Annotated in this window: 13 protein-coding genes; all 13 read right to left on the bottom strand. The window is 72.2% G+C overall.

Annotated elements, in window-relative coordinates:
• Positions 1-8: 8 nt before the first annotated feature.
• Positions 9-677: a response regulator gene (locus ACZ32T_RS15915; RefSeq protein WP_467367327.1), complete on the bottom strand. Its 669-nt coding sequence runs from the start codon at positions 675-677 to the stop codon at positions 9-11.
• Positions 674-1,990, bottom strand: coding sequence for a histidine kinase (locus tag ACZ32T_RS15910; protein WP_467367325.1), 1,317 nt, complete (start codon positions 1,988-1,990; stop codon positions 674-676). The genes ACZ32T_RS15915 and ACZ32T_RS15910 overlap by 4 nt, the downstream gene beginning before the upstream one ends.
• 75 nt (positions 1,991-2,065) lie before the next feature.
• A complete protein-coding gene (locus ACZ32T_RS15905; protein WP_467269573.1) occupies positions 2,066-2,941 on the bottom strand; it encodes an alpha/beta hydrolase in 876 nt (291 codons plus the stop codon).
• A 129-nt stretch (positions 2,942-3,070) separates the two neighbouring features.
• A complete protein-coding gene (kynU, locus tag ACZ32T_RS15900; RefSeq protein WP_467367324.1) occupies positions 3,071-4,267 on the bottom strand; it encodes a kynureninase in 1,197 nt (398 codons plus the stop codon).
• Positions 4,268-4,284: 17 nt separating this feature from the next.
• Positions 4,285-5,133, bottom strand: coding sequence for a tryptophan 2,3-dioxygenase family protein (locus tag ACZ32T_RS15895; protein ID WP_467269570.1), 849 nt, complete (start codon positions 5,131-5,133; stop codon positions 4,285-4,287).
• 156 nt (positions 5,134-5,289) lie between these two features.
• The gene (locus ACZ32T_RS15890; protein ID WP_356717013.1) at positions 5,290-5,703 is read right to left on the bottom strand and encodes a DUF3151 domain-containing protein; all 414 of its coding nucleotides are present in this window, start codon (positions 5,701-5,703) and stop codon (positions 5,290-5,292) included.
• Positions 5,704-5,706: 3 nt separating this feature from the next.
• Positions 5,707-7,206 (bottom strand): MFS transporter, encoded by a 1,500-nt coding sequence (locus ACZ32T_RS15885; protein ID WP_467367322.1) that lies wholly within the window; start codon positions 7,204-7,206, stop codon positions 5,707-5,709.
• A 204-nt stretch (positions 7,207-7,410) separates the two neighbouring features.
• Positions 7,411-8,442: a class II fructose-bisphosphate aldolase gene (gene fbaA / locus ACZ32T_RS15880; RefSeq protein WP_104787119.1), complete on the bottom strand. Its 1,032-nt coding sequence runs from the start codon at positions 8,440-8,442 to the stop codon at positions 7,411-7,413.
• 167 nt (positions 8,443-8,609) lie between these two features.
• Complete coding sequence (gene pyrE, locus ACZ32T_RS15875; protein WP_467274344.1) at positions 8,610-9,149, bottom strand: orotate phosphoribosyltransferase; 540 nt, start codon at positions 9,147-9,149, stop codon at positions 8,610-8,612.
• 30 nt (positions 9,150-9,179) lie between these two features.
• Positions 9,180-9,974 carry an aldose epimerase family protein gene (locus ACZ32T_RS15870; protein ID WP_467274342.1) on the bottom strand — a complete coding sequence of 265 codons (795 nt, stop codon included), beginning with the start codon at positions 9,972-9,974 and terminating at the stop codon, positions 9,180-9,182.
• Positions 9,975-10,004: 30 nt separating this feature from the next.
• Positions 10,005-10,946: an SRPBCC family protein gene (locus ACZ32T_RS15865; RefSeq protein WP_467367320.1), complete on the bottom strand. Its 942-nt coding sequence runs from the start codon at positions 10,944-10,946 to the stop codon at positions 10,005-10,007.
• An 83-nt stretch (positions 10,947-11,029) separates the two neighbouring features.
• Positions 11,030-12,631: a polyamine aminopropyltransferase gene (locus tag ACZ32T_RS15860; protein ID WP_467367318.1), complete on the bottom strand. Its 1,602-nt coding sequence runs from the start codon at positions 12,629-12,631 to the stop codon at positions 11,030-11,032.
• Between the two features lie 113 nt (positions 12,632-12,744).
• Entirely contained in the window at positions 12,745-13,266 is a 522-nt protein-coding gene (locus ACZ32T_RS15855; protein ID WP_467274336.1) for a DUF2617 family protein, read from the bottom strand.
• Positions 13,267-13,294 lie beyond the last annotated feature (28 nt).

Genomic DNA, 13,294 nt, shown 5'->3' with positions numbered 1-13,294 from the left:
AGCAGACGCTATCCGGGCGTGACCAGCCTCGCCTCGTACGCGAACACGGCTGCCTGGGTGCGGTCCCGCAGCCCCAGCTTCACCAGGATGCGGCTCACATGGGTCTTGATGGTCGACTCGGCGACCACCAGGTGCGAGGCGATCTCCAGGTTGGACAGCCCCTGGGCGATCAGCACGAGCACCTCGGTCTCCCGCTCGGTGAGGTCACCGATCCTGGACATGGCGGGCGGTCTCGGCGCCTCGGCGATCTTCGAGAACTCGGTGATCAGCCGCCGGGTCACCGTCGGCGCGAGCAGCGCCTCGCCCGACGCCACCACCCGTACGCCCTCGGCGAGCTGCCGCGCCGAGGCGTCCTTCAGGAGGAAGCCCGAGGCGCCGGCCCGGAGGGCCTGGTAGACGTACTCGTCGAGGTCGAAGGTGGTCAGGACCAGCACCTTGGCGTCCGCGTCGGCGGCGACGATCTCCCGGGTCGCCTCGATGCCGTTGAGCTCGGGCATCCGGATGTCCATCAGGACCACATCGGGCCGTAGCGCGGCGACCTGCGCGACGGCCTGCCGCCCGTCGACGGCCTCACCGACGACCTCGATGCCCGGCATGGCGTTGAGCAGCACGGAGAAGCCCTCGCGGACCATCATCTGGTCGTCGACGATCAGGACCCGGATGGGCGACTCGGTCACGCGCCCTCACCGTCCTCGGCGCCGGAGCGCTGCGCCGGTACGGGCAGGAACACGGCGACCTCGTAGCCACCGTCCCCGTACGCCCCCGCGGTCATCTCCCCGTTCAGCATCGCGACCCGCTCCCGCATCCCCGTGATTCCGTGGCCGGCACCCGGCGACGGCTTGACCAGCCCTCTCGCGGGGCCGTTGACGACCCGTACCCCGAGCCCGCCGAGCACATAGCCGATCTCCACCTTGGCGGTGGCGCCCGGAGCGTGCCGGAGCGTGTTGCTCAGTGCCTCCTGGACGATCCGGTACGCCGACAGCTCGACGCCCTGCGGAAGCTCCCGCACCGCGCCGGTGACGGTCTTCTCCGTCTCCAGGCCCGTCTCCCGGACGTTGTCCAGCAGCCGGTCGAGCTCGGCGAGCGTGGGCTGAGGGGCGTCCGGCGCCTCGTAGTCCTCCGCCCGTACGACGCCGAGGACGCGGCGCAGCTCGGTGAGCGCGGCGACGGCGTTCTCCCGGATGGTCACGAACGCCTGCTCCAGCTCGGGCGGCGGATTCTCCACCCGGTACGGGGCGGCCTCGGCCTGGATGGCGACGACGGACATGTGGTGGGCGACGACGTCGTGCAGCTCGCGGGCGATGGTGGTGCGCTCCTCCAGGAGCGTGCGCCGGTCGCGCTCCACGGCGGTGACGGTGCGCTGCACGGTCACCTCCCGCTGGGCGTCGCGGCGTACCTGGACCACGGCGACGAGGAGCAGGGCGAACGCGGACGCGACGGCCATGGGCTGGGTGCTGGAGGAGTAGGGCCCGGCGAAGTTCCCCACGACGGATCCGACGAGCAGGGTGATCAGCCACATCCAGACGGCGGTGCGCGGCCGGGTCCTCGCCGCGACGACGATCAGCACGCCCAGATGACAGGTGAAGGCACTCCCGCCCCACGGCCAGGCCCCGCTGCTCAGGCCGGCCACCAGGGGGATGGAGGCGATCGACACCCAGAACGCGAGTACGGGGCGGACCAGCGTCATCATGAGCACGGCGGGCGGCACGAACGCGGTGAGGCCCGTGATCACGCCGAACGGGGAGTAGGTGTTCGCGGTGAAGACGCCGTCCATCGCCGCGATGAGCGCGACGAGACCCACCACCGCGTGCGGGAACCAGACGGCTCCCCTCCGGACGGTCTCCGGCAGTCGCCGGATCACGGGCCCGTCCGGGCCCAGCGGGCTCAGCGGGCGGTAGGCGAGTACGTCTCGGAACAGGTCCTGGCGCAGGCCGGCTATCGCCCCGGCTGCCGCCTGGTGCTCCGGGCTTCGGGTCTTGGTATCGGTCACGTGTCCCAAGGTAGGCGTCGGCCCCTGCCCCGGTCGTCAGCAGTGATACGGATCCTCGGGCGTCCATCGCAAGTACTACCAGGCCAGCTGGGCGATCTCCTCGGCCACCACGGCGCAGGCGTCCGCCGACGGGTCGATCAGCGGGAAGTGTCCCACCCCGTCCAGCAGCGTCAGGCCCACCATCTCCCCGGCCTTCGCCGCGGCGTCCACGAACGCCTCACTCACCGCCTGCGGCACGGTGACGTCGTCCACACCCTGGACCACGGCGGTCGCTATCCCCGTCGGCAGCAGCAGAGCCGGATCGACGTGCGCGCTCCGCGCCTCGAAGTCGTCCTCGCCGCCCAGGAGCTGGTGCAGCGCGCCCGAGCAGACGTCGAGTTCCACCGCGCTCGCGAAGTCCCCGATCGGCGCCAGCGCGACCACCCCGCGCAGCGGCGGCGCGGCGGGCAGCCGCCACGGCGAGCCCTCGGGGAGTACGTGCCGGGCGGCCGCCCACAGCGCGAGCTGCCCGCCGGCCGAGTGCCCGGTGACCACGGTCTTGCGCAGGTCCGCCGTCGGCAGCTCCCGGGCCGCCAGCGCCGGCAGGGCGTCCATCGCCGCGGCCACGTCGTCGAAGGTCTCGGGCCAGCGCCCCGCGACCGGACCCGACGTGCCCTGCCCCGGGATCTCGCCGCCGCGCCTGTACTCCACGTTGGCCACCGCGAAGCCGCGCCGCGTGAGGAAGTCCGCGAACGGCGACACGTGCTGCCGGTCGTACGGCGCCCGCCAGGCACCCCCGTGCAGCAGGACCACGAGCGGCGCCCCGGCACGGCCGTCCCGCGGTGCGAAGAAGTCGATCACCTGGTCGGGGTGGCTCCCGTAGGCCACGGACCCGTCGGGGGCGACCACCGGATGGGCGAACGCCGACTCGGTCTCGGCGGCGTCACGATCACGCGCGGCAGAATCCGACATGCTGCTCCAACCGTCCTGGGCCCGTGCCCAACTGGACTGACCTGCGGGGACGGTACCAGTACGACGAACTGCCGCCGTACGGGCCCGGAGTGTGGGCCGGTACGGCGGCGGAGGGTCGGACCTGTCGTCTCAGACCGCCAGCACCCCGGCGAGGATCCGCGCCGCCCGCTCCGCGTCGGCGAAACCGACGTACAACGGGGTGAAACCGAAGCGCAGGACGTCCGGGCGGCGCAGATCGCCCACCACGCCGCGCTCGATGAGCGCGCGCATCACCGCTTCCGTCTCGTCGGCGTTCTCGCACCGCAGCGAGACCTGGCTGCCGCGCTCCGCGTGGGCGGCCGGGGTGACCGGGGTGACCCGGCCCTCGGGTACGTAGGCGGCGACACACTCCAGGAAGAAGTCCGTCAGCGCCAGGGACTTGGCCCGCACGGCCTCGACCTCGACGCCCTCCCACACGTCCAGCGAAGCCTCCAGGGCCAGCATGGACAGGATGTCCGGAGTGCCGACCCGGCCCCGTACGGACCCGTCCGCGGGGGCGTATCCGGGAGTCATCGCGAACGGGTCGGCGTGCGAGGTCCACCCGGGCAGGGGCGAGTCGAAGGCCGCCTGATGGCGTTCGGCGACGTACAGGTAGGCCGGCGAACCCGGGCCGCCGTTGAGGTACTTGTACGTGCAGCCGACGGCCAGGTCGACACCGTGAGCGTCGAGACCCACGGGCAGCGCGCCCGCGCTGTGGCAGAGGTCCCACACGGCGACGGCGCCCGCCTCATGGACTGCGGCGGTGAGGCCGGGCAGGTCGTGGAGCCGGCCCGTGCGGTAGTCGACGTGGTTGAGGAGGACCGCCGCCGTACGGGGCCCGAGCGCGGCCGGCACGTCGGACGGGGCGACCGGGACGACGCGGTGGCCCGTCATCCTGGCCGCCGAAGCGGCGATGTACCCGTCCGTGGGGAAGGTCGTCGCGTCGACGAGGAGCTCGTCGCGGCCCTCGCCCGCGAGCCGGGTCGCCGCGACGACCGCCTTGAAGACGTTCACGCTGGTGGAATCGCCCACCACGATCTGCCCTGCGGCCGCCCCGACCAGCGGGGCGATCCGGTCGCCGATCCGCTCGGGCGCGATCCACCAGCCGCTCTCGTCCCAGGAGCGGATGCGCAGCGAGCCCCACTCGCGGGCGATGACGTCCTGCATGCGCGCGGGGACGTGGCGGGGCAGCGCGCCCAGCGAGTTGCCGTCGAGGTAGACGGTGTCGTCGAGGGTGAACAGCTCGCGCAGGGCGGTCAGCCCGTCGGCGGCGTCGAGCGCCTCTGCGCGTTCCTTGAAGTCAGACATGGGCGCGCTCCTTGAAGTCAGACATGGCTACGCGCCGTCCACAGCTCGGGGAACACGCTCTTGGTGGCCCGCTTCTCCAGCCACGCGACCCCGGCCGATCCGCCGGTTCCGGTCTTCGATCCCATCGCCCGCCGGGTGGCGGTCAGGTGGTCGTTGCGCCAGCGCCACACCAGCTCGCCGACATCGGTCAGCACCTCGCCCAGCCGCACGAGCTCGGCGTTCTGGTCCGCGTCCGCGTAGATCTCCGCCCAGACGGCCTCGACCGCGGGCGACGGCTCGTACCTCTGCGAGAGGTCGCGCTCCAGCACCGACTGCGGCACGGCGTACCCACGCCGGGCGAGCAGGGCGAGCGTCTCGTCGTACAGACCGGGTTCGTGGAGCGCCTTCTCCAGCTCCGCGTGGACCCGGGGCGCGCCCCGGTGCGGCACGAGCATGGAGGCGGACTTGTCGCCCAGCAGGAATTCCATCCGGCGATACATCGCCGACTGGAAGCCTGACCCCTCACCGAGGGACCCCCGGTAGGAGTTGAACTGGGCGGGGGTGAGGCCGGCGAGCGGCTTCCAGGAGGCGTTCAGCGCCTCCAGCTCCCGCAGCGAACGCTTCAGGGCGTCACGGGCGACCGGTATGCGGTCCTCGCGCAGGGCGTGCGCCGCCGTCTCCCACTCATGGACGATGACCGTGAACCACAGCTCCATGACCTGGGTGGTGACCAGGAAGACCATCTCGCCGGGATCGTCCGAGCGCAGGTGCTGGAGGTGGGTCAGGACGTCCGCCTGGACGTAGTCCTCGTACGGAGTCGTTCCCGCGAAGTCCAGGTGCGGGTTGTCCGCACCGGTGGCTTCGGGGTCGGGGTTGATCGTCGACATTTCTGTCTCCTCGACACGAGCTTCCGGGTAGCGGTCCGCCCCTTCCTCTGAGGTGGTGGAGCTCCGGTCCCCTGCTCGGCATCCTAACGGCCATCCACGGGACGCGCCGGGGCCCCGCGGGCTGCTGCCCGCGGGGCCCGGGAAGGCGAGGCCGGCTCAGCCCAGGATGTCGGCGGCGGTCTGCGAGGAGTCGCGCAGGAACGAGGAGCAGCGCTCGTACTCCTCCTGCTCACCGATCGCCTGCGCGGCGCGCGCGAGGGCGTGCAGGGCCCGCAGGAAGCCGCGGTTCGGCTCGTGCTCGAACGGGACGGGGCCGTGGCCCTTCCAGCCCGCGCGGCGCAGGGAGTCGAGGCCGCGGTGGTAACCGGTGCGCGCGTACGCGTACGACTCGACGACCCGGCCGCCCTCGTACGCCTCGTCGGCGAGCTGCGCCCAGGCCAGCGAGGAGGTGGGGTACTTCGCCGCGACATCGGCGGGCGCCGTGCCGCTCGCGAGCAGCTCGCGCGGCTCCGGGTCGTCGGGCAGGTGGGTCGGGGCAGGGCCCCCGAGAAGGTTCTCGTGGATGGACATGGTTCAAGTGTGCCTGGGCGGGGGTTCCGGCTCCAAGGGCGGGGCCGAGACCCCGCAGTGCGTCGAGCACTCCGGCCGGGGCTCCGGCCGGGTCTCGGGACCCTTCCGCACGGCCCACCAGGCGATCACCGAACCCGCGACCAGCAGACCGGCGCACATCGGCATGGCCCGCCGGAACGTCGATGCGAACTCCCCCGCGTCGCGGTAGGCCTCCGGGCCCATCCCGGCCAGCAGCGGGAGCGCGGCCACCGCGAGCAGCCCGGCCGCCCGCGCCGCCGCGTTGTTGATCCCGCTGGCGAGCCCGGCCCGGCCGGTGTCCACGGCGGCCAGGACGGTCGCGGTGAGGGGCGCGACGAGGGTGACCATGCCGAGGCCCAGCACGAGCACGGCGGGCAGGACGTCCAGCGGATACGAGGCACCGGGGCCGACCCGCAGCATCAGGAGCATCCCGGCAGCCGCCACCAGCGAGCCGACGGTGAGCGGGATCCGGGGCCCGATACGCCGTCCGAGGTCGCCCGCCGACGCCGAGAAGAGCAGCATGAGCACCGTCGTGGGCAGGAGCGCGGTGCCCGCGCCGAGCGCCGAGTAGCCGGCGACCACCTGGAGCTGGATCGCGGACAGGAAGAAGAACCCGCCCAGGGCGGCGTACACACAGAACGTGACGATGTTGACGGACGTGAACTGCCGCGACGCGAAGATCGACGGCGGCACCATGGGGTCGGCCCGGCGCCGCTCCAGCCGCACGAAGGCCGCTCCGAGGACCACGCCACCGAGTGCCGCGCCGATCACGGTGACGGACGCGCCCTGCTCGGGCACCTCGATCAGCGCGTAGGTGACCAGGGCGAGAGACAGCGCGGCGAGGGCGGCCCCGAGCACGTCGAAGCGGCCGTGGGCGTCCGGGTCCCGCGACTCCGGTACATGGCGGAGAGCCACGGGAACGCAGAGGGCGGCCAGCGGCAGATTGAGCAGGAACACCCACCGCCATCCAGGCCCGTCCACCAGCCACCCTCCCAGGAACGGTCCGACGGCGGCCCCGACCCCACCGAGCCCGGACCAGAGGCCCACGGCACGGGCCCGGTCGTCGGGATGGAAGCTCGCCTGGATGATCGCCAGCGATCCGGGGGTGAGGAGCGCGCCACCGACCCCCTGCAACGCCCGCGAGGCGATCAGCACCTCCGCGGTGGGCGCGATCCCGCACAGCAGCGAGGCCACGGCGAACCAGACCACGCCGAGGACGAACACCCTCCGCCGCCCGAACCGGTCCCCGAGCGCGCCCCCGAGCAGGATCAGCCCCGCCAGGGTGAGCATGTAGGCGTTGACGGTCCACTGCAGGGCGGCCATGTCGGTGCCGAGGTCCTCGCCGATGCGGGGGAGGGCCACATTGATGACCGTGGAGTCGAGCAGAGCCATGCTGGACCCGAGCACGGTGGTCAGGACGACCCACCGCCCCACGGGCGAGGCAACCCGGATCCCGTCGCCGTCCGCGCCGTCCGTGTCAGTCATACGAGCAGCATCACCGCTCCCGCCCCGACGGGCCATTCACACACCACCCGAGGACCCGTTTCCAGCCCCTTCCGGCGCGGCACCCGGCCCCTCCGGCGCTTGACGAGCGGGGTCCGGGCGGAGCCCCGGTTCCCGACAGGCACGCCCGTCGGCACGCAGCGGGCCCGGCCCCCAGAAGGAGACCGGGCCCGCGACGTGACGCGCTTACTTCAGCTTCGTACCCGAGGACCGCAGGTTCGCACAGGCCTCCGTGACACGCTTGGCCATGCCACCCTCCGCGGACTTGCCCCAGCTGCGCGGGTCGTAGACCTTCTTGTTGCCGACCTCGCCGTCGACCTTCAGCACACCGTCGTAGTTGCGGAACACGTGGTCCACGATCGGGCGGGTGAAGGCGTACTGGGTGTCGGTGTCGAGGTTCATCTTCACGACGCCGTTCTCCAGCGCGGTGGCGATCTCCTCGGCCGTGGAGCCCGAACCGCCGTGGAAGACGAAGTCGAACGGCTGGCTGCCGGCCGGCTTGCCGTACTTGGCGGCGACACCCTGCTGGAGGTCCTTGAGGAGCTCCGGCCGCAGGACGACGTTGCCCGGCTTGTAGACGCCGTGGACGTTGCCGAAGGACGCTGCCAGCAGGTAGCGGCCCTTCTCGCCCAGGCCGAGCGCCTCGGCCGTACGCAGCGCGTCGTCGACGGTCGTGTACAGCTCGTCGTTGATCTCGTGCGTGACGCCGTCCTCCTCGCCACCGGTCGGGGTGATCTCGACCTCAAGGATGATCTTGGCGGCGGCGGCCTTGGCCAGCAGCTCCTGGCCGATGGACAGGTTGTCGGCGAGGGTCTCGGCCGAGCCGTCCCACATGTGCGACTGGAACAGCGGGTTCAGACCCTTGGCGACGCGCTCCGCGGAGACGTCGAGCAGCGGACGGACGTAACCGTCCAGCTTGTCCTTGGGGCAGTGGTCGGTGTGCAGCGCGACCGTGATGTCGTACTTGGCGGCGACGATGTGCGCGAACTCGGCCAGGGCTACGGCGCCCGTCACCATGTCCTTGTTGTACTGGCCGCCCAGGAATTCGGCACCACCGGTGGAGATCTGGACGATGCCGTCGCTCTCCGCCTCCGCGAAGCCGCGCAGTGCAGCGTGCAAGGTCTGGGTCGACGTCACATTGATGGCCGGGTAGGCGAACTTGCCTGCCTTCGCCCGGTCGAGCATCTCGGCGTAGACCTCGGGGGTTGCGATGGGCATCTGTCCGCTCCTTGGGATGTGCGGGTGTGCAGTGCTTGGTCCCTGACCTGGGGGCGACGTCATCGTCGCCCACATCTTCCCAGACTCTCGCTTCGGCTCCACGCTGCCCACGGGACAGCCGCTCCCCGTTTCACGTGAAACGGGGAGCGGCCCAAGGAATCCCCAGGTCAGCCCAGGTCGAGGTCGGCCACCGAGTAGACATGAACGTACGGCAGACCGGCCTCGGCGATCGCCGGAGCGGCTCCGCGCTCGACGATCACGGCGACGGCCACGACCTCGCCGCCGGCCTCACGCACCGCCTCGACCGCGGTCAGCGGCGAGCCACCGGTCGTCGAGGTGTCCTCGACGACGAGGCAGCGCCGGCCCTTGACGTCCGTGCCCTCGATCCGGCGCTGCATCCCGTGGGCCTTCTGCGCCTTGCGGACGACGAACGCGTCCAGGCTCTCACCGCGCGCCGCCGAGGCGTGCAGCATCGAGGTGGCCACCGGGTCGGCTCCCAGCGTCAGGCCGCCCACGCAGTCGTAGTCCAGCTCGGCCGTGGCATCGAGCATCACCTGACCGACCAGCGGAGCGGCCTTGCCGTCCAGCGTGATCCGGCGCAGGTCGATGTACCAGTCGGCTTCCAGACCCGAGGAGAGGGTCACCTTGCCGTGTACCACGGCCTTGTCCTTGATCTGCTGGAGCAGCTCAGCGCGTACGTCAGTCATGACAACGAGGGTAAGGGCTGCCACGGAGGGTCAGAGCCGCGCCCAGCTCCAGGTCGTCGTGATCTCCAGCGGCTCGATCGGGGTGACCAGGCGGGGGGTCGTGTTGAGCCCGTTCGGCGGCCCGGACTGCGGCTCCACGCAGACCGCCTCCGCCTGCTCGTCGTAGATCACCACCCACTCGTCCCTGCTCCTGACCGTCAGCTCCAGCTGCTCGGGCCAGGTGAGCTTCACGTCGACGCCCGCGGGCATCCCGAAGCAGTCGTCCCACGGGCCTGGCCGGGGATCGATCCGGCGTCCCGTCGGCAGGTGGTTGTCGCCGCGCTCCTCCTGCCAGGCCGCGTCGAAGTCGATCCGCACGTCCTGGCCGCCCAGGTTCCGGAGGAACCAGGGGTGCCACCCGGCCTGCGCCGGGAAGGAGTCCCCGTACGTCTCGATGCCGAGGCTCAGCGTCAGCGAGTCCTCCGTCAGCTCGAAGGACTGCGTCACCCGGCCCTCGTACGGCCATGGGTCGGCCAGGTCGTAGAAGAAGGCGGCTTCCGTGTCACCCTCCCGGGCCGGCCGCCAGGCGGTGTCGCGGCCGGTTCCGTGGATGGCGTGCGGTGGGGAGTTGAGCGGCATCCGGTGCAGCTCACCACCGTTGCGGAACAGGCCGTTCTCGGTGCGGCCGCACCACGGCACCATGGGGAAGCAGCCGTACCGCTCGCCCTGGCGCAGCAGTTCGGTGTCCCCGATCCGCAGGCTGCTGATCCGGCAGCCGTTCACGGGGTCAACGGTCAATTCGACGTCGCCGGCGGTCAGCCGGGCGTTCTTCGCAACTCTGCTCACCCCCCGACACTACTGGCGCGGGGCGGCTCCCTACGGCCGCCTGCGCCGCAGTGCCCTGCCCACCACCACGGCCGAGGCGATCGCCAGGGCGGCTGCCGGGGCGGCCCAGCGGAGCGTGATGCCCGCGGCTCCCGACTCGGGCGACGGGACGGGGGCGTACCGGCCACGCGGCGGGGCGTGGTCGACCTCCTCCGTGCTGCGGCCGATCATCGTGCGGCGGGCGTGCGCGGCCTCGGCGGGCGGCTCGTCCGGCACGGTGAACTCGATCTCCGTCGACGGATCGAGCGACGGCGGCGGCACGGGCGCGTCGAACACGGACTCCCTGTCCGCGGACGGCGACTCGGGGGACTGGGCTCCGGAAGACGGCTCCTCGGGGGACTCGGCGTCGGAAGACGGCTCCTCGGGAGACTCGGCTTCGGAAGACGGTGCCTCGCCGGACGGCTCGGGAGAGACCCGGGGTGGCGACGCCCCCTCGGCAGACGCCGCGCCGGCCTCGTCCCCGGGCGGCGTGCCGGCCTCCCCCTCGCCGTCCCGCGTCGCCAGGGTCTCCGTCACCAGTTGCTGCGTGAAGCGGTCCAGCAGCCGCTGTGCCGCGGCGAGCGCCGCGGACGCGTCGAGGTCCACGATGCGGCCGTCACCGCTCACCGTGCCGGTGAACCCGATCGTCGTCCCGCCGTCCGCCTCCGTGAGGCCGACGGTCAGTGCCAGCTTCGCCGAGCCCGTGCCCCGGGCCTCCACACCCTCCCCGGTCACGGAGAAGGAGTCACCCCCGCCGGAAGGCCGCAGCGTCAGCGCCCCCCGGTACGTGATCGTGTGGCCGTCGGCCCGGAATTTCAGCCGGCCCGCCAGCGGCCCCGCCGACGCGTCGGCATCCTGCTGGAGTCCTGGCACACAGCGTGCGACGCGGGCGGGATCACCCAGCGTCCGCCGCAGGGCCGGAACCGGAACCGGAACGAACACCTCATGCTCCATACCGACCGAGCCTACTCAGCCCCGGCCGTCCCGTCAGCGCTTCCACCCCGGACGCCCGTGCGGCCCGCGCCGCGCCGCCGCGCTCAGGGTTCCTCCCAGTACCGAGGATGGACGAGTGTGGACGGCGGCACCCCGTGCTGCCGCGCCCGCTCCGCCGAGCGCCGGGCGGCCAGCAGCTCCCGCTCCCCCAGCGTCCGCAGGGCGGGCGCCCCCGGGTCCAGTCCGAGCCGGCCCACCTCCTGCCGGGCGGCCAGCACGAATCCCCAGTCCCGTGGCGCCTCCGCCCCGCCCGCCGCGGCCCGGTCCGGCCCCGCCGCGAACCCGGTGAGGCGCCCGTCGACACGGTAGGGCAGGGTCGCGAGGCCGCCTGCCCGTACCGACGCCTCCACCGTCCAGAACGTCGTCGGTCTGCTCACCGCCGGGCCCGCGTGCACCACCAGCCGGCCGCCGGGCTCCAGCGCCCCGGCGACCAGCCCGTAGAACTCGGCCGCGTAGAGCTTCGTGCTCGCCGTGATCCCCGGGTCGGGAAGGTCCGAGATCACCACGTCGTAACGCTCGTGCGTGTCCCGCAGCCATGTGAAGGCGTCCCCGGCGACCGCCGTCAGCCGGGGATCGTCGTACGCGTGACCGTTCAGCCGGGAGAGCGCCGGGTCCGTACGGGCCAACCGGGTGACGGCCGGATCGAGCTCGACCACCACGACGGACGCGACATCCGGGTAGCGCAGCACCTCACGGGCCGCCAGTCCGTCGCCGCCGCCCATGATCAGCACCCGCCGGTGGGCGCCCTTCATCGCGGGGTGCACGAGCGCCTCGTGGTAGCGGTGCTCGTCCCGGGAACTGACGCGGAGCCGGCCGTCCAGGTAGAGGTCGAGCGCGCCCCGCCCCGGCCCCGTGAGGACGATCTCCTGTACGTCGGTCTGCACGGCGACCCGCACCTCGTCCCCGTACACCGCGCGCCGTGCCGCGCGCTCGAAGTCGTCGACGAGGACGGAGGCCGTGGCCAGCAGGGAGATCACCGCACAGTTGACCAGGATCAGCAGCCATCGTGCCCTGGTGCCCAGGTCGCGCCGGAACACCCACAGCACCAGTGCCCCGCCCGCCGCCGCGTTGACCGCGCCGGTGAGCAGTGCCCCCGTCAGCTGGCCCGTCATCGGCAGCAGCAGGAACGGGAAGGCGAGCCCGCCGACCAGCGCGCCCACGTAGTCGGCGGCGAACAGGTCGGCGACCGCCCCGCCCGCGTCCTGCCGGTCGACCCGCTGGATCAGCGTCATCAGCAGCGGGATCTCCGCGCCGATCAGGATCCCGATCGCGAGCGAGAAGCCGACCAGCGCGTGGCGCGACTCCCCGAGCCAGGCGAAGGAGGCGTACAGGACCAGCGCCGACGTGCCGCCGACGAGCGCGAGCGCGGCCTCGATCAGCCCGAAACCCACGGCGGCACAGCCGCGTAAACGTTTCGCGAGCAGCGAGCCGATACCCATCGCGAACACCATCACGGAGAGCACGACCGACGCCTGCGTGACCGAGTCACCGATCAGGTACGAGGCCAGCGCGACCAGCTCCAGCTCGTACACCAGACCGCACGCGGCACAGATGAAGACCACGGCCAGCACGAGGAGCCGGCCGGTCCTCGGCCGCACGGGGAGCCCCGCCGGGCCTGCTCGCAGCGGCATCTGCTGGTCGATCATGAAATAAACGCTACGTGACGGAAAGGTCGCCGCTTGTCACCCACACGGGTGTAAGTGTGGTGCGCCGAACGGGCGCCGAGCACGCCGGACCGGGCAGACCCGCGCACGCTCCCTCACGACACCGCCACCGGCACCCGCGCGCCCACCTTCGACCGGGTGACGACCAGCTGCCCCTCCTGCGGATACGCGTGCCAGGTCCGCCAGCGCACCTGCCCCTCCGTGCGCTGCGCGAGCATCGCCGTGAAGGCGTACGGACTGCCGGGGAACGTCCCCGCCAGTCCATGAGGGTGGTCGGACACCAGCGCGAGCAGCTCCTGCGCACGCCCCGCGAACGAGCCCTCCGAGAGCGTCTCGACGCGCGCCGCGAATTCGTAGTCCCAGTCGCCCAGGCTCTCGGCGACACCCAGCGGCAGCGGTGTGCTGCTGCCCGGCAGACAGGCCACGGTCTCGGAGCACGTACGGCGCTCCTCTTCCAGCAGCACCTGGTGAGAGGCGCCGAGCAGCCGCAACTGGACCTTTGCGCCCGCTAGTTCGAGGTCGAGTACAGCCAGGGCGGGCAGCGGCTCCCGCCCGAGCGTCCATGCCAGATCGGCGGCTCGGGTATCGGAGTAGGCGGTCTGGAGGGTTGTGAGCATGGATCGGCTCCGCAAAACGCACAGGGAC

The sequence above is a fragment of the Streptomyces sp. NPDC023573 genome, from assembly GCF_055559735.1.
Note: the sequence above shows the minus strand (reverse complement) of the source record. Positions and strands in the feature narration are given on the sequence as shown.

Coding starts and splice junctions, on each gene's coding strand:
- ACZ32T_RS15905 (WP_467269573.1), bottom strand. CDS start 2,941: ATGTCGGATTCTGCCGCGCGTGATCGTGACGCCGCCGAGACCGAGTCG.
- kynU (WP_467367324.1), bottom strand. CDS start 4,267: ATGTCTGACTTCAAGGAACGCGCAGAGGCGCTCGACGCCGCCGACGGG.
- ACZ32T_RS15895 (WP_467269570.1), bottom strand. CDS start 5,133: ATGTCGACGATCAACCCCGACCCCGAAGCCACCGGTGCGGACAACCCG.
- ACZ32T_RS15890 (WP_356717013.1), bottom strand. CDS start 5,703: ATGTCCATCCACGAGAACCTTCTCGGGGGCCCTGCCCCGACCCACCTG.
- ACZ32T_RS15885 (WP_467367322.1), bottom strand. CDS start 7,206: ATGACTGACACGGACGGCGCGGACGGCGACGGGATCCGGGTTGCCTCG.
- fbaA (WP_104787119.1), bottom strand. CDS start 8,442: ATGCCCATCGCAACCCCCGAGGTCTACGCCGAGATGCTCGACCGGGCG.
- pyrE (WP_467274344.1), bottom strand. CDS start 9,149: ATGACTGACGTACGCGCTGAGCTGCTCCAGCAGATCAAGGACAAGGCC.
- ACZ32T_RS15865 (WP_467367320.1), bottom strand. CDS start 10,946: ATGGAGCATGAGGTGTTCGTTCCGGTTCCGGTTCCGGCCCTGCGGCGG.
- ACZ32T_RS15860 (WP_467367318.1), bottom strand. CDS start 12,631: ATGATCGACCAGCAGATGCCGCTGCGAGCAGGCCCGGCGGGGCTCCCC.
- ACZ32T_RS15855 (WP_467274336.1), bottom strand. CDS start 13,266: ATGCTCACAACCCTCCAGACCGCCTACTCCGATACCCGAGCCGCCGAT.